This window comes from Corallococcus sp. CA041A, assembly GCF_003612075.1.
GTDB classification, from domain to species: Bacteria; Myxococcota; Myxococcia; order Myxococcales; family Myxococcaceae; genus Corallococcus; species Corallococcus exiguus.
The window spans coordinates 1-18,764 of the sequence record NZ_RAWF01000051.1 but is presented as its reverse complement, the minus strand read 5'-3'; the positions used below and the strand labels follow the sequence as shown (position 1 = coordinate 18,764).

Annotated in this window: 13 protein-coding genes; all 13 read right to left on the bottom strand. The window is 69.1% G+C overall.

Annotated elements, in window-relative coordinates:
• Positions 1 to 13: 13 nt before the first annotated feature.
• Positions 14 to 2,485, bottom strand: a complete 2,472-nt coding sequence (bamA, locus tag D7V77_RS11755; RefSeq protein WP_233596847.1) for an outer membrane protein assembly factor BamA — start codon at positions 2,483 to 2,485, stop codon at positions 14 to 16.
• A 76-nt stretch (positions 2,486 to 2,561) separates the two neighbouring features.
• A complete protein-coding gene (locus D7V77_RS11750; protein ID WP_120576360.1) occupies positions 2,562 to 3,236 on the bottom strand; it encodes an ABC transporter ATP-binding protein in 675 nt (224 codons plus the stop codon).
• Between the two features lie 2 nt (positions 3,237 to 3,238).
• Positions 3,239 to 5,608 carry an ABC transporter permease gene (locus tag D7V77_RS11745; protein WP_120576359.1) on the bottom strand — a complete coding sequence of 790 codons (2,370 nt, stop codon included), beginning with the start codon at positions 5,606 to 5,608 and terminating at the stop codon, positions 3,239 to 3,241.
• 12 nt (positions 5,609 to 5,620) lie between these two features.
• Positions 5,621 to 7,180, bottom strand: a complete 1,560-nt coding sequence (gene lysS, locus D7V77_RS11740) for a lysine--tRNA ligase (protein WP_120576358.1) — start codon at positions 7,178 to 7,180, stop codon at positions 5,621 to 5,623.
• Between the two features lie 89 nt (positions 7,181 to 7,269).
• On the bottom strand, positions 7,270 to 7,650 hold the full coding sequence (locus tag D7V77_RS11735) for an anti-sigma factor (RefSeq protein WP_120576357.1): 381 nt from the start codon (positions 7,648 to 7,650) through the stop codon (positions 7,270 to 7,272).
• Complete coding sequence (locus tag D7V77_RS11730; RefSeq protein WP_120576356.1) at positions 7,647 to 8,279, bottom strand: RNA polymerase sigma factor; 633 nt, start codon at positions 8,277 to 8,279, stop codon at positions 7,647 to 7,649. The genes D7V77_RS11735 and D7V77_RS11730 overlap by 4 nt, the downstream gene beginning before the upstream one ends.
• A gap of 156 nt (positions 8,280 to 8,435) precedes the next feature.
• Positions 8,436 to 9,558, bottom strand: a protein-coding gene (gene prfB, locus D7V77_RS11725; RefSeq protein WP_233596844.1) for a peptide chain release factor 2 whose coding sequence is annotated in 2 segments (ribosomal slippage) — positions 8,436 to 9,488 and positions 9,490 to 9,558 — 1,122 coding nt in all. Because the reading frame shifts where the segments join, the coding sequence is not laid out codon by codon here.
• 50 nt (positions 9,559 to 9,608) lie between these two features.
• Positions 9,609 to 10,931 (bottom strand): DUF4105 domain-containing protein, encoded by a 1,323-nt coding sequence (locus D7V77_RS11720; RefSeq protein WP_120576355.1) that lies wholly within the window; start codon positions 10,929 to 10,931, stop codon positions 9,609 to 9,611.
• A 51-nt stretch (positions 10,932 to 10,982) separates the two neighbouring features.
• Positions 10,983 to 11,864: an rRNA maturation RNase YbeY gene (gene ybeY / locus D7V77_RS11715; RefSeq protein ID WP_167548707.1), complete on the bottom strand. Its 882-nt coding sequence runs from the start codon at positions 11,862 to 11,864 to the stop codon at positions 10,983 to 10,985.
• Positions 11,861 to 14,374 carry an HDIG domain-containing metalloprotein gene (locus D7V77_RS11710; protein ID WP_120576354.1) on the bottom strand — a complete coding sequence of 838 codons (2,514 nt, stop codon included), beginning with the start codon at positions 14,372 to 14,374 and terminating at the stop codon, positions 11,861 to 11,863. The genes ybeY and D7V77_RS11710 overlap by 4 nt, the downstream gene beginning before the upstream one ends.
• A 214-nt stretch (positions 14,375 to 14,588) precedes the next feature.
• Positions 14,589 to 15,668 carry a PhoH family protein gene (locus tag D7V77_RS11705; protein WP_120576353.1) on the bottom strand — a complete coding sequence of 360 codons (1,080 nt, stop codon included), beginning with the start codon at positions 15,666 to 15,668 and terminating at the stop codon, positions 14,589 to 14,591.
• A 95-nt stretch (positions 15,669 to 15,763) separates the two neighbouring features.
• Positions 15,764 to 16,882 carry a DUF4388 domain-containing protein gene (locus tag D7V77_RS11700; RefSeq protein ID WP_120576352.1) on the bottom strand — a complete coding sequence of 373 codons (1,119 nt, stop codon included), beginning with the start codon at positions 16,880 to 16,882 and terminating at the stop codon, positions 15,764 to 15,766.
• Between the two features lie 3 nt (positions 16,883 to 16,885).
• Positions 16,886 to 18,764 (bottom strand): tetratricopeptide repeat protein (locus tag D7V77_RS45675; protein WP_147452045.1); only part of this gene is annotated, 1,879 nt, incomplete at its 5' end.

Sequence of the window (18,764 nt, the reverse complement as noted above, 5' to 3'; positions counted from 1 at the left end):
GGGTCAATGCCTATCAGAAGAAGTTACCGATCGTGAACTCGAACAGGATGGAGTCGTCCGACGGCCGCTTGGTCAGCGGGATTCCCCACTCGAAGCGCAGGGGTCCGATGGGCGAGAACCAGCGGAAGCCGAAGCCCGCCGCGTGGAAGAGGCCCAGGGGCAGCTTGTCCTGCCGGTCCTCGAAGAACTTCTCGTTTGAGCCGAAGGCATTGCCGGCGTCGTAGAAGAGCACGCCGCGCAGGCCGGCCTTCTCGAAGATGGGGAACTCCAGCTCGAAGTTGAAGATGAGCTGCTTGTTGCCGCCCACCCGGAACTCGGTGACGTTGGCGTCCGGGTTGTCCGCGCGCGGCACCAGCAGCGTGGGGCTGATGCTGCGCAGGTAGTAGCCGCGGATCGTGTTGATGCCGCCCACGTAATAGAGCTCGCTGATGGGCAGCGGCTTGCTGGAGTCCAGCTGCTGCACGTAGCCCATCGTGGCGTTCGTCTTGAAGACGAAGCCCAGCGGCAGGGGGAAGTACAGGCGCGAGTAGGCGGTGTAGCGGTTGAAGAGGAACGTGCCGCCCAGGAACGAGGGCGCCGTCTCCACCGAGCCGTAGTGGATGAAGCCGCGCGACGGGAAGAGGCGGTTGTCGCGCCGGTCGAAGGACACGGACAGGCGCAGCGCGCTGGTGACGCCGGACTGGAACTGGTTGGCGAGCAGCACCGCGCCAATGCCCTGCCCCGCCTGCACGTCCACGTACTCACGCGAGTAGCCGACCGTGGCGAGCACGTCGTCCACCAGCTGGCGGCCCAGGGAGATGGTGCCGCCCGTGGAGTTGCGGATGAAGCCTTCGTAGTCCGCCTGCACGCGGAAGAACTCCGCGGACAGGAGGTAGTTCGTGTCCAGGAAGTACGGGTCGTAGAACGACAGCTGGACGAGCGAGCGCAGGCCCGAGATCTGGGCGGACGCGGACACGCTCTGGCCCCAGCCGAGGAAGTTGTTCTGCGACACCTGGGCCGTGAAGATGAAGTTCTCCACGTTGGAGAAGCCGAGGCCCACCTGGAACGTGCCGGTGGCCTTCTCCTTCACCTCCACCTGCAACACGATGGCGTTGTCGGTGCTGCCCGGGTGCTGGGTGATTTCGACGGTCTCGAAGAAGCCCAGGGCGGTGACGCGCTCGCGGCTGCGCTTCACGCCGGTGCCGTTGTAGAGCTCGCCTTCGTAGACGCGCAGCTCGCGGCGGATGACCTTGTCGCGCGTCTTCGTGTTGCCGACGACGTCGATGCGCTCGATGTTGACGAGCGGGCCCTTCTGGATGTCGAAGGTGAGGTCCACCGTCCGGTCTTCCGCGTTCACGGAGGTGACGGGGTTGATGTTGGCGTACGCGTACCCCTTGTCGAAGTACACGTCGGAGATGGCGGAGATGTCCGTGGAGAGCTGGCCGCGGTTGAAGCGTTCCTTGGGGCGCGACTTCATCAGCCGCAGCAGCTCTTCCGGAGGGCGCTCCAGGTCGCCCGCGAAGTCGATCTTCCCGATGTCGTACGACTCACCCTCGGTGATGTGCAGGGTGATGTAGATGTCGCGCTTGTCCGCGGACAGCTGCACGGTGGGCTTGTCCACGCGCACGTTGATGAAGCCGCGGTCGTAGTAGGCGATCTGGATGACCGCGAGGTCGCGCTGGAAGGCCTCTTCGCGGTAGGTGCCCTCGCCGGTGAAGAAGGACAGGAAGCCGCCCTCCTTCGTGATCATGGTCGCCTTGAGCTCCTCCGGGGACACCTTCTCCGCGCCCTGGAGGATGATCTGCTTCACCATCACCTTCGAGTGCTCGTTGATGATGTAGACGACGGTGACCGCGGCGCCGCCTTCGACCGGCTCCAGCTTGTAGGTCACCTCCGCCAGGAAGTAGCCCTTCTCGACGTACTTCTCCTGGATCTTCTTCTGCGTGGCGCGCACGGCCTCGATGTCGAGGATGGTGCCGACCTTGAGATCCAGCTGCTCCTTCAGGTCCTCCGCGTTGAGCTCCTCGTTGCCCTGGAGCGCCACGGCGCGGATGGTGGGCCGCTCCGACACGCGCACCACGTACGCGATGCCGTTGGCCAAGCGCTGCGCGAGCAGCTGCACGTCCGTGAAGTAGCCCAGGGCCCAGATGGCGCGGAGGTCCTCCGCGGAGCGGGTGAGCGCGTCACCGACCTGGGTGCGCATGGCGCGGCGGACGGCCTCCGACTCCACGCGGCGGTTGCCCTCGATGCGGATCTCCACCACGCGATCCGAGGGGGAGACGTTGGTGTCCTCGTCGTCCGGAGAGGACGCCAGCGGCGCGTCCGCGCCCGAGGGAGGGCCCCCATCCGGAGGCGATACGGGCGTGGCGGCGGGAGTGGACGGGGGGAGGACGACGGGCGAACCCGCGTCCACGTCCACCTGGGCGTAGGCAGCAACGGGCCCAAACGCCCACAGGGCGACCGCCAGCAGCGGGAGCAATGACTTGCGCAGAACGGTGAGCCTCAAGTGCAGTCCGGCCAGGAAAAGGCGGGGCAATGTACGGGATGGGGGGAGGGCCCCTCAATCCAAAAGCGCGCGGCCATCAGGCCTCCGACACCTGCCCGCCGGCCAGTCTCAGACGGCGGGGCATGGAGCGAGCAAGCGTCTCGTTGTGCGTGACGACGACGGCGGTGATTCCCAGGTCCCGGTTCACTTCCCGGAGCAGCTGGTGGATACCCTCGCCTGTCGTGGGATCCAGGTTGCCCGTGGGTTCGTCCGCGAGCAGCACCGCGGGCTTGAGCACCAGCGCGCGCGCCAGGGCCACGCGCTGGGCCTCGCCGCCGGACAGCTCACCGGGGCGGTGGTCCACGCGGCTGCCCAGGCCCACGCGCTCCAGGAGCTCACGGGCGTAGGCGTAGGCGGGGGTGCGGTCCTTGCGCTGGATGAGCGCGGGCATGGCCACGTTCTCCAGCGCGGTGAACTCCGGCAACAGGTAGTGGCTCTGGAAGACGAAGCCGATGGTGCGGTTGCGGAACTCGGCGATCTCCGCGTCGTTCATGGAGAAGACGGACTTGCCGTCGAAGAGGACTTCACCGGCGGCGGGGGCGTCCAGCGTGCCCAGCACGTGCAGGAAGGTGCTCTTTCCCGCGCCGGACGCGCCAATCATGGAGACGAGCTCGCCGGCGTTGATGTCCAGGGACACGTCGCGCAGCACGTCAATGCGCTTGCCGTGAAGGAAGTAGCTCTTGAAGACGTTGCGGATGGACAACAGCGCCATGGCTACTCCGCCTTCAGACCTTCCACCGGTTCCACGCTGCTCGCCTTGAGGGCCGGGTAGATGGACGCCAGGTAGGTGACGAGCACCGCGATGATCACCGCCAGCGCTGTCTGCACCGGTTCGATGCGCACCGGCAGCGCGGGGATGTAATAGACCTCCGGATCCAGCTTGATGCCGACCTTCTCGATGAAGAGGCACCACGCGAGGCCGGAGAACAGGCCCAGCACGCCGCCGGCCACGCCAATCTGGAGCCCTTCGGCGAGGAAGATCTTCACGATGCCGCCGTCCGGGACGCCCAGCGCCTTGAGGACGGAGATCTCCTTCCGCTTCTCCAGCACCAGCATGATGACCGTGGCGACGATGAGGCCCGCGGCGACGATGATGATGATGGACAGGATGATGCCCATCACCAGCTTCTCCAGGCGCAGCGCGGAGAAGAGGTTCTTGTTCATCTCGCCCCAGTCGCGCGCGCGGTAGGGGTAGCCGCCCAGCACGCGCACCACCTGGTTGGCGATGCGGCGCGCGTCGTCGATGTCCGCCACCTTCAGTTCAATGCCGGTGGCGCCCTTCACGGCGAAGAAGTCCTGCGCTTCCTTGAGCAGGATGTAGACGAACTTGGAGTCGTACTCGTACATGCCCGAGTAGAAGACGCCCGCCACCCGGAACGCGCGGCTCTTGGGGATGGGACCGGACGGCCCCAGCTCCGTGCCCAGCGGGGACACCACGTTCACCCGGTCCCCCACCACCACGCGCAGCGAGGCCGCCAGCTCCCGGCCGATGATGATGCCCGGCAGCACCGTGGGCTTCGCGGGCTTGGAGGGCTTGCCAATGATGGGGTCCTCCTCCTCGGCGTCCTTCTTGCCTTCCGCGTCCTCCACCGCGCTGCTGGGGAGGATCTTCGCGGGCTGCTCCAGGTGGCCCAGGTCGCCACCGGGCAGGATGTTCTGCGGCAGGTCCGTCACCGAGCCGACCGTGTTCGGGTCGATGCCCTTGATGATGACGCCGTCGACGTTGCCCTCCGAGGCAATCATCACCTGGTTGATGATGAAGGGCGTCTGGCCCACGACGCCGGGCACGCGTTTCACCTGCTGCATCACCTTGTCGTAGTCCGGCAAATCGCCGGCGTAGCGCGACACCACCGCGTGCGCGTTGGTGCCGAGAATCTTCTGCTGGAGGTCGGCCTCGAAGCCGCTCATCACGCTGAGCACGATGATGAGCGCCATCACGCCCACGCCCACGCCGCCCACGGACAGCGCGGTCATCATCATGGTGGGCGACTGCTCATGCAGCTTCATGCGGTGCTGCGCGGACGCGGCCGCGAGCGGATCCGCCAGGCCCAGGGACTTCACGCGCGTGCGCTCCACGGCGGCTTCCGCCCCGCGGATGATGAAGTAGACGATGAGCGGCGGGACGATGCCGAACATCAGCACCGCGAGCGCGCCCAACAGCAGCGACGGGCGGAACACCGCCACGTGCCGGCGCGCGACGAAGAGCTCGAAGCCCAGCCGCAGGTCCACCCGGCCGCTGCCCGCCGCGATGAAGCCCGTGTTGATGCCCAGCACGAGCGCCAGCACCAGCGCGGCGAAGACGAGCCAGTACGCCAGCTCCGGCCGGCCGATGAGCCCCGCGACGTACGTCACCTCGCGCAGCCGGTAGCCCAGCGCCAGTTGCAGCGACGGCACACGCTCCATCAGCGACAGGAGGATGGGCACCGGCAGGCCCAGGTAGAACACGCCGATGGTGGCTTCCGGGAACGACAGCCGCTGCGCCCGGGACGCGCCCACGAAGCCGGACGCGAACGCCACGCCCATGCTCACGATGAAGGCGATGGCGAAGGCGATGGTGGGAGGCAGCGACAGCCCCCCGCTCGCCTCGCGCGCCGCGCCGCCCAGATCCGACGGCACGCCGCTGGAGAGCACGGTCTGGAGCAGCAGCAGCGCCAGCTCCGCCAGGAGGATGCCGCCGCCGTAGGCGCCCAGCGTGCTCCAGTAGAAGTCCCGGTAGCGCGCCAGGCGCGGGTACAGGGGTGCACCCGCGGCGGGGCTGGGCCCTTCACCGGAGGCCGGCGCGCGGCGGATGCCGGCGGCGATGAGGCCCCAACCGGCCAGCCAGACGAGCGTCCCGGCCACCAGCGCCTTGGGTCCGGCCACGGCCGAGGCCTTCTGGGCGCCCAGGGCGAGCGCCCCGGCGTCGAAGGACTGGACGAGCCCGCCCCACCCCACGAAGGAGAGGCCCAGGGCGCCGGCCACGTCGGCCCACGCCTCGGACTCGGAGATGGCCACCCCCAGGAGGATGGCTCCCACGAGGGCCACGAGGGCGCCGGCCCACAGGAGGGGCCAGCGATAATCGGTCTGCCGTTCGGCGGGGTGCACGAGGCCTCGTGGCTACTTCGCCAGCGGCTTGAGGAGGGGGAAGAGAATCACGTCACGAATGCTGGCGGCGTCCGTGAACAACATGGCGACGCGATCAATCCCGATGCCTTCACCGGCCGTGGGCGGCATGCCGTGTTCGAGGGCGCGGATGTAGTCCTCGTCGTAGTCCATGGTCTCCTGCTGGCCCCGCTGCTTCGCGTCCAGTTGGGCCTGGAAGCGGCCCTTCTGGTCCAGGGGGTCGTTCAGCTCGGAGAAGGCGTTGGCGATTTCCCGGCCCGCGACGAAGAGCTCGAACCGATCCGTGATTTCCGGGTTCTGGTCGTTGCGGCGGGCGAGCGGGGAGACGGCGGTGGGATACTGGGTGATGAAGGTGGGATGGATGAGCGTGTGCTCGACGTGGGCCTCGAAGAGGGCGCCCACCAGCTCACCGTGGTTCATGGCGTCCACGGCGCGGCGCTCTGCCTCCGAGTGGACCGTCTTCAGCAGTTCGTGACGCAGGCGGTCCACGTCCACCATGTCCTTGTCGGACAGGCTGGGGACGGCTTCCCGGATGGCCTCCGGCATGGGGATGCGCTTCCAGCCCTTGCCGAAGTCGATGGTGTGCTCGCCGTACTTCACCTTGGAGTCGCCGGTGACGTGGCGGGAGGCCTCCGAGAGCATCTCTTCCGTGAGGTCCATCAGGTCCTCGTACGTGGCGTACGCCTGATAGAACTCCAGCATCGTGAACTCCGGGTTGTGCCGGGTGCTGATGCCCTCATTGCGGAAGTTGCGGTTGATTTCGTAGACGCGGTCCATGCCACCCACCACGAGCCGCTTCAGATAGAGCTCGGGCGCGATGCGCATGAAGAGGTCGATGTCGTACGTGTTGTGGTGCGTGACGAACGGCCGCGCCGCCGCACCCGTCACCAGCGGGTGCATCATCGGGGTCTCCACTTCGACGAAGTCGCGCCCGTCGAGGAAGCTCCGGATGAACTTCACCAGCTTGCTGCGCTTCAGGAAGACCTGCTTCACGTCCGGGTTGGAGACGAGGTCCAGGTAGCGCTGGCGGTAGCGGACCTCCACGTCCGTGAGGCCGTGCCACTTCTCCGGCATGGGGCGCAGGGACTTGGTGAGCGGGATGAACTTCGCGGCCGCGATGGACAGCTCGCCCGTCTTGCTCTTGAAGACGGTGCCCTGCGCCGCGACGAAGTCACCCAGGTCGCACTGCTTGAAGACCTCATAGAGGTCCCCCAGCGCGTCCTTCTTCACGTGCACCTGGATTTCGCCGGAGCGGTCGCGAAGCTTGATGAACGCGGCCTTGCCGAACGAGCGCATGGCCACGATGCGGCCGGCGACGTCCGCCTGGGGGGCTTCCTTGTCCAGGTCCTCGGCGGTCTTCTGGCCGTGGTCGTCGTGGAGCCGCTGCGCCACGTCCTTGGGCGCGTAGCCGTTGCCGTAGGGGTTGAAGCCGGCCTCGCGCCACTTGGCGGCCTTGTCCAACCGCTGCTGGTAGATCTCCTGCTCCTTGGAGCTGGAGTCCGCCGCTTCGCCGCTCTTCTCACCTGGGGGGGTCTTGTTCTCGGTGTCGGCCATGACGCGCTCGTGTGAAAGGCGCGGCACCGTAGCCAAGCCTCCCCCGGTACGCAACGCATCCCAGGGGGTAGCGGCCCCGGAAATGACCGTCAGGAAGACATCAAGAGAAATGCGCCCACCGCCGCGGCCAACAGCAGCGGGATGAGGATTTCCACCGGGAAGCGGTGCTGGGCATGCGCCAGGTGCAGGCCTTTCAGGCCGAAGCGGCGCTGGCGGCGCACGCGGGCGGCCACGAGCGACGCGAGCGCGGGCGGGGCCTTTTCCCGCTCCACCGTGCGCACCCGCTCCACCGTGCGGGCGTACCGGTCCCACCCCTGGCGGCACTCCTCACAGCCGTCCAGGTGGCTGCGCACCGCCTGCTCCTGGGGGGCAGGCAGCTGTTCGTCGGCGAGCGCCAGGAACAGCGCCTTCGCCTCCCGGTGATCCAATCGAGGTTCCACGTCCGTTGACCTCCACCCGCCGCCGCTCATGGTTCAAAGCGCCCCAGCAGGTCCGCCAGCTTCTCGCGTGCCCGGTGGAGCCGACTCTTCACGGTTCCCTCGGGCAGCTCGGTGATGTCGACAATCTCGTCGTAGCTCAGGCCCTCGATGTCTCGCAGCGCCACCAGCATGCGCGCATCGGGGTCCAGTTGGGAAATGGCCCGCTGCACCCGGGCCCGCTCACGCGCCGCGTCCAGGGCGGCGTCCGGCTGAGGCGGGGCTCCCCCACCCTCCGCGATGGCGGCGGCGCTCATCTCGTCGAAGACCTCCGAGCGGCCCCGCCCCCGGCGCTGGAGGTACTTCAGCCGGTTGAGGCAGTGGTTCTTGGAGATGCGGAACAGCCACGTGGACAGGCGCGCGTCCTCGCGGAAGCGCCGGACGTTCTGGTGCACGCTGACGAAAATCTCCTGCACCAGGTCGTGGGCCTCCTCGCGGTCGCCCACCATGCGGAAGCAGAAGTCGTAGAGGCGGTCCTGGTGCTGGTGCACCAGTGACTCGAAGGCCTCCGGGTCCCCGCGCCGCAGCCGGACGAGCAGCGCCTGTTCCTCGCGGCGCGGGTCGGCCTGGGCCTCGGGGGCCAGGGCCTGCTGTCCGACGTCGAGCACTCCGCCCGGTGACACCCGCGCCTCCCCGTGTAGGGCCTACTCCATCCTACCGCACCACCCTGCCCCGCCCCCTGACACCGGCCCCGGAAAAAAGGTTCCCGGACATGGAAAACCCCTCCCGGACTCAAGGCCCGGGAGGGGTGGGATGCATCCGGACAGGGCGCCCTGTCCTTAGTCCGCGGCGGCGTTGCGGTTGGGGTTCTTCACGCCCAGCAGCTGTGCGGTGACGAACTCCTCCAGGTCACCGTCCAGCACCTTGTCCACGTTGCCCGTCTCCACGCCGGTGCGCAGGTCCTTGACCATGCGGTACGGCGCCAGCACGTAGCTGCGGATCTGCGAGCCGAAGGAGATGTCCTTCTTGGCCGCCTCGGCCGCGTCGCGCTCGGCGTCGCGCTTCTTCATCTCCAGCTCGTACAGGCGGCCGCGCAGAATCTGGAAGGCCATGTCCTTGTTGGCCGACTGCGAGCGCTCCGTCTGGCAGGTGATCATGATGCCCGTGGGCAGGTGCCGCAGCTGCGCCGTGGACGACGTCTTGTTGACCTTCTGGCCACCCGCGCCACTGCCGCGGATGAACTTCAACTCGTAGTCCTTCTCCGGCAGGTCAATCTGGATGCTGTCGTCGACCTCCGGGTACACGTCCACGGACGCGAAGGCCGTCTGCCGGCGCGCGTTGGCGTCGAAGGGGCTGATGCGCACCAGCCGGTGTACGCCCACTTCCGCCTTGAGGTAGCCGTAGGCGTTCTCGCCCTCGATGCGCAGGGAGACGTTCTTGAAGCCCGCCTCTTCGCCCGGCAACGCGTCGCTGATCTCGACCTTCCAGCCCTTCGTCTCACCGTAGCGCGTGTACATGCGCAGGAGCATGGCGGCCCAGTCCATGGAGTCCGTGCCGCCCGCGCCCGGGTTGATGTCCATGAAGCAGTTGCTGCGGTCCTGCGGCCCGGAGAGCATCCGCGCCAGCTCCAGCTTCGCGACCTCGCCCTCCAGCGACGCGAGCGTGCCTTCCGCCTCCTGCGCGCTCGCCTCGTCGTTCATCTCCGCCGCCAGCTCCAGCAGCGTCTGCGCGTCGTCCAGCCCACGCATCGTCTTGTCGAAGGCGCCCACGCTGGCCTCCAGCGCGGACTTCTCCTTCAGCAGGCCCTGGGCCCTGGTGTTGTCGTTCCAGAAGTCGGGCTGCGTGGAGTCACGCTCGATCAGCGCAATGCGGGACCGCTTGCGGTCGAGGTCAAAGATGCCCCCGGAGCGCGTTGAGGCGCTCCTTCAGGGCGTGGATCTTCTCCATCGAATCGTTCGCCATGGTGTTCGTCGTCTCCTTCGTTGCGAAACAGTTGGGAAAGCCGGGGTGTTTCAGGAGGCCTTGAGCGAGGACACCTGCGCGTCCTGACGGGGCGGCGTGCGCGCCGTTCCTGGCACGAGCGCCCGGAGCCGGTCCAGCCAGAACGCGCCGGCCATGCCCAGGGAGATGGGCAGGATGAGCGCGATGGCGCGCCAGTTGTCCTGGTCGGACCAGGGCAGCACCTTGAGCACCAGTCCCAGCGCGCCCGTGGCCACCAGCAGGCCCCACACCCACTTGAGCCGCGCCCGCGCCTTCGCGCTGTTCCAGGTGAGGCGCAGGCCGTACGGCACGGCCAGGAGCGTCAGCGGGTTCGCGAGGAAGAGGTTCTCGTTGTGGTGCGTGACGACGTGGTTCGTGCCCACCCACATGATGACGAGCGCCAGCCCGGGAATGCCCAGCACCAGGCCCACCACCACGTTCTCCAGGCCCAGGAGGATGCGCGCCGCGCGACTGCCCTTCTTCTCCCAAGCGGCCAGGCCCAGCGCGGCGCCGCCCAGGAGCACGCCCAGCGCGAGGATCCACGGACCGAAGTTCGGGGGCTGCGCGGGGGGCCGCGGACGCGTGGGCGACGCGTAGAAGTCCCACTGCTTCTCCACCAGCGACACCGGCTGCCCGTCCGGGCCCGGCACCTTCAGCTCCGCCACCTGCTGCTCCAGCTCGTCCGGGAGGAAGGCCTCCTCGCGGCGGGTGATGGGCTTGTCGATGGAGTCATTCATCATGAAGTCGAGCAGGAAGCTCACGGGCGGGCTCACCGACGTGTAGCGCCGCGTGTGCTCGCGCAGCGTCATGCGGGCCGGGGCCTTCTCCGCTTCGGACAGCCGGCCACCCACGGCCACGTCGATCATGTCGCGCAGCCGCGTCACGCAGTTGTCGCTGTAGTGCTCGTAGAGGTAGTCGCGGTTCTCCGGCAGCACGTTGTCCGCCAGCTTCTTCGCCACCGTCACGCGCTGCTCCGGCGTGAGGTTGAGCTCCTGCACGCGCACGTCGCGCCCCAGCGACTTGTAGAAGCGGAAGGTGCCGTTGACGCTCGACTCACCGACCCAGAACTCCAGGCGGCCCTTGGCGAAGTGCACCACCGTCTGGTCGTCGAACGAGTACATCCCGTAGTTGTAGAGCCGCTGCATGTGGCGGGCGCGGTCCTCCACCACCAGCGAGCCGTGGCCCCACCATGAGAAGACGTCGTCACCTGGGCTGAAGGTCACCAGCCAGATGGACAGGTCCTCGCCCCGGCTCTCGCCCGTGCCCCACGGCGGCACCGACGCGGCGCGCGCGGGGGACGCGGACAGCAGGAGACCCAACAGGCTTGCGACGATGAGAGACGACAGGCGGGGCATCGTTCCATCCAACACGAGGCACGGAGGGCCGCAAGCCCCCCGGCGGGGATTTCAGATGAGCTTCGCGCGGCGGGCGCGCGAGTCGATGGTCAGCGAGTCCGCCACCATGCCCCGCTCACCCAGGAGCTGCTCCTCCAGGGCCGCCATGCGCTTCGCGTCGCGAGGCTTCTCATGGTCATGCCCCAGCAGGTGCAGGAGGCCATGCGCCAGGTAGCGGCCCATCTCCGACTCCAGCGTGCGGCCGTACTCCTTCGCCTGCCGCTTCGCCGTATCCAGGGAGATGACCACGTCGCCCAGCGGGCGCGGGCCCGGGGTGCCCTTGGGCAGGTCGCCCGCGGGGAAGGACAGCACGTCCGTGGCCTTGTCCTTCTGGCGCCAGGTGCGGTTGAGCCGGCGGATGGCCCGGTCCCCCACGAGCGACAGCGACAGCTCGCAGTCGGTGAGGCCCAGTCGCTTCAGGTAGTCGCGGGACCAGGTGGTGAGCAGGCGCTCGTAGTCCGCGCCCTGGCCGTGCGCCACCTGCACCGTCACGTGGTTGTCCGCGGCCTTCGCCTTGGGCGCCGGCTTCTCCATGTGCGCCAGCTCCACGCGGAACGCCGGGGCGCAGATGGACCAGTAGTCACACGCGCCCTGCGAGTCGTTGCGGTACACCACGCGCTTGCCGCGCGGCACCAGGCCCACTTCGCCCGCGCCAATGCGCTCGCGCTTGCCGTCCACCACCAGGGTGAGCTCGCCCGTGAGGACGAGCACCACCTCGTCGAACTCAGGCTTCTGCGCGGGTTCGCTCCAGCCCGGAGGCGCCCGCATGCGCGCCACGGACGCGGACTCCGTCTGCGTGCTGGCCACGCCCACGAACTCCTCGATGCGCTTGCCGTCGTCGCGCGGAATCACCTTGCCCTTGCGCAGCTTCACGCCCTCCACCTTGCGGCTCATGACATGCCCGCCGTTCGCACCTTCGTGTCCTTCGCTTCCGTCTTGGCGGGGGCGGGCGCCATCATCAGCGGCGCGCCTCCGCCCTTGCCCCCACCCATCGCGCCCGCCGGGTAGACGGGGCGCGTGTGGTAGATGCCTTCCAGCGTGTGCAGGAAGGACTGGGCGATGAGGTTCAGGTCCTTGAGCGTCAGGTCGCACTCGTCGAGCTGGCCCTCGGAGAAGATGATGTTGATGATCTTCTGCACCTGCGCCTGGAGCTTCGCGCTGGTGGGGTCCGGCATGGAGCGCGTGGAGGCCTCCACCGCGTCGGCGATCATCACCAGCGCCGCCTCGCGGAACTGCGGCTTGGGGCCCGGGTAGCGGTAGATGCTCTCGTCGATGGGGGGCGCGCCTTCCTTGCCCTCCTGCTCCTTCATGGCCTTGTGGAAGAAGAAGCCCACCGTGCGCGTGCCGTGGTGCTGCGGAATCGCGTCCGCCACCAGCTTGGGCAGGCGGTACTGCCGGGCCATCTCCAGGCCTTCCGTCACGTGGCGCTTGATGATGACCGCGCTCATCGCGGGCGCCAGCCCGTCATGCCGGTTCTCCCCCTTCTGGTTCTCCCCGAAGTAGAGCGGGTTCCGGCCCTTTCCGATGTCGTGGTAGTACGCGCACGAGCGCGCCAGCAGCGGGTTCGCGCCAATCGTCTCCGCCGCGTTCTCCACCAGCGTGCCGATGATGATGGAGTGGTGGTACGTGCCGGGCGCCTGGACGATGAGCTCCTTGAGCGCCGGGTGGTTCAGGTTCGCCAGCTCCAAGAGCTTGATGTCCGACGCGTAGCCGAACGTGGCCTCGATGAGCGGCGTCAGCGCCATCACCATGACCGGGACGGCGAGCGCGGTGCCGAAGAACGCACACACCGCGGTAATCAGCGTGTCCCCGGCCAGGCCCTTGCCCTCCACGAGGAACAGGAAGATCACCGCGATGAGGTTGGCGATGCCTGTGACGAGGCCCGCACGGAAGATGCCCACGCGGTCCTTCGCCTTGACGATGCGGTCCGCCGCCACCAGCGAGCCCACCAGCGTGTAGATGCCGAACGCCAGCGAGTTGCCCAGCATCACGCCCGCCAGGCACGCGAACACCATGGCGAAGAACAGCGCCAGCTCCTGCGCGAGGATGAAGCGCACCAGCATGGCGCCCGCCGCGACCGGGAAGGCGTAATAGAACGCCTCAATCGGCAGCGCCGTGTAGCGGTCCTGCACCGCGTCCGCGATGGACACCCAGACCTGGAGCAGGCCCAACAGGCCCACCAGCAACAGGCCCAGCAACATGCCATCCTTGCGCGTGGGGCGGAAGCGGCGGAAGGCCGCGCGGCAGAAGCCGTAGAAGGCCACCACCAGCAGGGCCACCAGGCCCGTGCCGCCCACCTGGAGCTGGAGCAGGTCCAGTCGGTCCGTCTGCGCGCGCATCCCGCGCAGCATGACGAGGTGCGTTTCGTTGACGAGCTCGCCGTCGCCGATGACACGCTGGCCCTTCTTGATGGCGATGACGGCGTCCTTCACCGCGTCGCCCGCGAGCCGGCGGCGCAGGTCCGTCTCCGCGATGTTGATGGTCAGGCTGGGGCGCACGAGTCGCTTGGCGATGCGCAGCACCGCGCGGCGCTGCACCGCCGGGGCCTCCGGCATCACGTTGCCGGGCACGGAGGCGAACCGGTCCATCTCCTGGTGCGCCTCCCGCATGTCCACCACCTGGGCGGCGCCCGCGGGCAGCGTCTCCTCGTTCTTGTGCTGCACGTCGCGCACTGTGAGGCCCTGGGGTGCCTCACGCACCAGTTCCTCCCGCGAGCCGGCCACGTACACCTGGCTGCCGTCCGCGCGGTAGGCCCGGTCCAGCAGCACCAGGGTGGCGGTCTCCGACTCCTCCGAGAAGCCGTTGGCGACGAGCGCCTGGAAGTCCTCGGACTCCAGCCCCGCGTCCCTCTGGCCGAAGAGCTGCTCCTGGAACCGGGCCTGCATCTCCTCGCGGTCGCGGCGCTGGCGCTCCAGGGCCTCCGGCGTGAGCGGCGCGGCGCGGCGGCGTTTGGTCTGGCCGTCCTCCTGCGGGGTCTCCTCGGCGCGGGCGTCCTTCTCCTCTTCCAGGTGCTCGCGAGCGGAGGCGAAGCCCGCACGCACGGACGCGCGCAGGTTGCCCACCACCGCCGGGTTGAGGTCGTACACCGGGCGCACGGCGCTCCGGGCCTCGCGGCGGCGCTGCTCCGTCATCGACTGGTGGACGATGTCGTAGTCGCGCGCGGCCTTGAAGCCGGCGGGCGAGTTGGCCCGGAAGGGCTTGCCCAGGTTCTCCGTGGTGAGCGCCGGAATCTGCTGGCTGTAGAGGCCCGGGGAGATGACGAAGCCCGCCCCCACCGAGACGACGAGCAGCAACAAGGCCTGCACGATGCGCCGACCCCACTCCCCACGCCGCCCGAGCCCCAGGCGCACCGCGAGCGCGTCCAGCGGACTGGGCCCGGGGGTTGGTGATTCAGGATCGGCCATGGGGGAACTCCTCACCCTGCGAAGACGTCAGGCTCCCTAGAAGGAAGCAGCGACGGGGAAAATTCGTGAGGGTGGGACAGCCGCCGCCCGGACGCCAGTTCGCTCTGCGATATTTGCAGGTAAGCCAACAGGCAGCAGTGTGGGTTACCCAGCGACTCCACCCCCGTCCCGGCGCAAGGCTGGGAGCGGGGGTGGCGGGTGCGGCGTCACGACGTCAGGACTCCGTGCGTTCCACCGCGGGGGCAGCGCCTTCGGAGGCCGAGGCAGCCTCGCGGGCCGCCGGGGCGGCCTTCTGGGCGGCCTCGGAGCGCTCGTAGGCGCGGATGACCTCCTGCACGAGCGGGTGGCGCACGACGTCCACGTCGGAGAACTCCGAGAAGTGGATGCCGTCGATGTTCTTCAGCACGGAGCGCGCGTGGTTCAGGCCGGACAGCTTGCCCGTGGGCAGGTCCACCTGCGTCACGTCGCCGGTGATGACCGCCTTGCTGTTGTAGCCCAGGCGGGTGAGGAACATCTTCATCTGCTCCACGGTGGTGTTCTGCGCCTCGTCGAGGATGACGAAGGCGTCGTTGAGGGTGCGGCCGCGCATGAACGCGAGCGGCGCGACCTCCACCACTCCCTGCTCCACCAGGGCCTGGGCGCGCTCCACGGCCATCATGTCGTGCAGCGCGTCGTAGAGCGGGCGCAGGTACGGGTTCACCTTCTCCGCCAGGTCGCCGGGGAGGAAGCCGAGCTTCTCACCGGCCTCCACGGCGGGGCGCGCCAGGATGATGCGCTTGACCTTGCGCTCCTGGAGGAAGGCGACCGCCATGGCCATGGCGAGGTACGTCTTGCCGGTGCCGGCGGGGCCCACGCCGAAGACGATGTCGTGGTTGCGGATGGCGTCCACGTAGCGCTTCTGCGCGATGCTCTTGGGGGCGATCTGCCGGTTGCCGGAGCTCTTGAGGACGGTGCCGAGCATCACCTCCTGCAACGACTCCGTGCCGCGGCCCAGGACCTTGATGGCCTGCTCCACGTCCTCGCGGTAGACGGGGCGTCCGGCGCGGATCATCCCCTCCAGGTTCTCCACGAGGCGCACCGCGAAGGCGACCGCGTCCGCGGGCCCCGATAGGAGCAGCTCCGTACCGCGCTGCCCCACCCGGACCCCCAGGCGCCGCTCCATCAGCTTGAGGTTTTCGTTCTGATTTCCGCAAAGGGCCAGGGTCGTCTCGTTGTCACGGACGTCCACCTTGGCGGAGGTGGGAGTGGTTTCAGCGCGGGCTGCGGGCACTTCCAGCGTGGCGGGATTTCGCAATGCGCGTCATTCCTCGTTCAGTGATCGCTTGCCCTAATTTAACGCCACCCCTCCCCCCACGCCCGCCATCTCTCGACGGCGAGCCTGCCCCCGGGCTAGCGCACGGGCGGTAGGAGGATGAACTGCCGGGCGTCCGTGCGACGGTAATAGTACTCCTCCCGCCACGGGTAGCGCAGTTCCTCCGGACTCAACAATCCGGCATCCACCAGAGCATCCAACCGCTCCGGGAGGGTCCCCTTCTCCAGCTGGAACACCTCCAGCGCGGCCTCGATGCGGACGCGCTGCGCATGGGCAATCTGACGCTGGGCGGCGGGATCCCCCAGGCGGGAGGCGCCGGGCTCGTGCCCGCTCCCCCCGACCCAGCGGGACGCGATGAAGGCCAGCCCCGCGATGACCGCCATGGTCACCGCGATGCGCCCCAGGGGGCCGGCCACCCGCGCGACGAGGCGGTTGTCCTCCGGCACGGGCGCGCGGCCTTCCGGGTCGATGGCGCGCACATAGTCGCCCTTGACCAGGTTGTAGAGCGCCTTGCAGGTCTCGAACTCGCCCAGGCCGCTGAGGTCCACCATGCGGCGCAGGTCGCGCCCCACGGCGATCTCCTCGTAGACGTGGCGCTCCGTCGGACCGATGACGCCCAGCTCCCCGCCCTCGTCGGCGTTGGCGCGGGGCGGCGGGAGCGCCTTGACGCGCTCGAAGGTCATGTCGTCGCGGTGGATGCGCTTCCGGATGACGGGCCACTCGTCCACCATCCGGAAGCCCTCCATCAGCACCGTCTCCGCGCGCAGCGGGGTGATGCCTTCGGGGCCGGGCTCCACGGGCTCCTGGATGAACTCGTAGGTGCCCGCCTTCCAGGTGAAGAGGCGGTAGAGCGTCTCCGTCACCTGGAGCTGGGCCATGTGCTGGAAGCGTTCCGCGGTGAGGGCGTGGCTCTGCACCAGCACGTCACCCAGCCGCTTGAGGGTGCGCTTCTGGACCTCCAGCGCGGCCACCAGCTGCGTCTCCGTGATGATCTCGGCGCGCACGAGCATGGCGCCGATGAGCTCCTTGCGCTTCCGGGTGAGGCTTTCGGCCTTGATGATGTGGCCGTCCTGGAAGCCGACGCGCACCTCCTGGTCCTTGTTGCGCAGGTGGAGCGTGCCCGTCTTCTGCTGCTGACCAATCAGCTGCAGGATGTCGCCGATTCCGAAATCCTTGAGGGTGCCCTTGAGGGCCATGGCTCAGGCCTCCCCCCGCTGGTGGCGGCGCAGGCCGCGCAGGGTCAGCAGGTAGACGAAGAAGAGGACCGTGCCCGCGGGCACGAGCTTGAGGTACAGCGGAGCATCCCCGTACGGCGTGCGGACGAGGCCCCGGTGGAGCACCAGCGCGGCCACCGCGAAGCTGAACAGGAAGGCATAGAGGGCGCCCCGCACCGGAAGGCCCGTGCCCACGTGGCCCGCGCCGGACACCAGGCTGCCCAGCGCGTACGTCACCCGCTTCGTCCAGGCCTGGTGGCGGTCCACCTCGCCCTGCTTGCGCGAGCGGAACTCCTTGGGCACCTGGCTCTTGCGCGCGTAGACGTGGACGCACTGGCCGCACATCGCGCTGCCCACGGACAGGTCCTTGTCGCAGCGGAGGCAGACGGCGTTTCCGCACCGCTCGCAGCCGCGCGACGCCTTCATGCGCCAGGAGGCCTCTCCGAAGACGGCGACCAGGGCCGCGAGCGCCGCGGTCAGCCCCCAGCCCACCGGGCCCGCAGGCAGGATGGGCGACAGCCACCGGCCCACCTGGCCCTCCACGCGGGCGCCCTCCTGGGTGCCGTCCGCCAGCTCCATCCAGTCGCGCTCCGGCACCGTCGGGGCCAGCAGCAGGAGGTTGAGCAGGGGGCGGTCCTCCGGGGGCGGATCCCGGCGCAGCAGCGAGTTGTCCAGGGTCTGCGCCTGGGCGATGGCGGAGGTGGAGCGGTCCAGCTCCTTGCCCAGCTGATCATCCGGCAGGAGCCGGGCCCGGCGCCGGTACACCTGCCCCAGGTTGTAGTGCGGATCCGCCATGGACGGATCCGCCTTGGACGCCTGCGTGTAGAGGAGCACCGCGCCGTCCACGTCGCCCAGGCCCATGAGCGCGTTGCCGAAGCGCGTGAGCATCCGCGCGTCGCCTGACTTGAGGGCGGAGGCGGCCTTGAAGTCCGCCCGCGCCGCCTCCAGCAGTCCCCGGCGCGTTTCGTACCAGGCGAGCGCGCCCAGCTCCTGGAAGCGGGCGGTGCGAGCCTCCGCGCGGGCACGCACGCGGGCCGCCGCGCCCCCCGCGGACAGGCCCCCGCGCTCCAGCAGATAGACGTCCTCCGCGGGCGTGCCGGCGAAGACGGTGAAGCGCGTCAGCGTCCCCGCGGCCAGCGGCATCACGCCCAGGCCCATGAGCAGCACCGCGGCCACCCAGCGCTCGGCGCGGCCCACGTACAGCGCGACCGAGGCGAAGAGCAGGAGCAGCACCGGCACCAGCCCCGCGCCCAGCACCGCGGGCAGCGACAGGAGCATCAAGCCCAGGAGCCCGGACTGCCAGCGCGTCACCGCCCGGGGGAGCAGGTGGTGGAAGTCATGCAGCGCGTAGCGGATCCGCCGCAGGAACAGCACCGCGACCACCGCCACCGCCGTGGCCGCCCACGCCGCGAGCACCAGCGCGCCCAGGTCCGTGAGCGCGGGCCGGCGGTAGCGGGCGTCTCCGAGCAGCGTCACGAGGGCGGTCTTCCACTCGCCCAGCCCGCGCGGCACGTTCAGCGGCTCCTCCACCACGTACGCCTCCGCCCGGGCGAAGCGCGCGGCGGGCAGCCCGGGCGACAGGGTCACGGCCACGTCCAGGAGCGCGAGCGCGCCCTTCAGGTCTCCGGCGCGGCGGCGGACCCCGGCCTCGCGCACGAAGCCCATGCTCAGGGGTTCCAGGTCGGAGGCGAGCACCTCCTCGCGCAGCGTGAGCAGTTCCTTCTGGGCGGCCTCCGCCGCGGCGAGATCATTGCGGGAACGGGCCGACTTCCACTTCTCCCAGGTGGCCAGAAGCTCCGCGTCCGTCACCTTCGGCGCCATCACCGGGGTGAGCGCGGGACGGGACGGGACGATGACGGGCGGG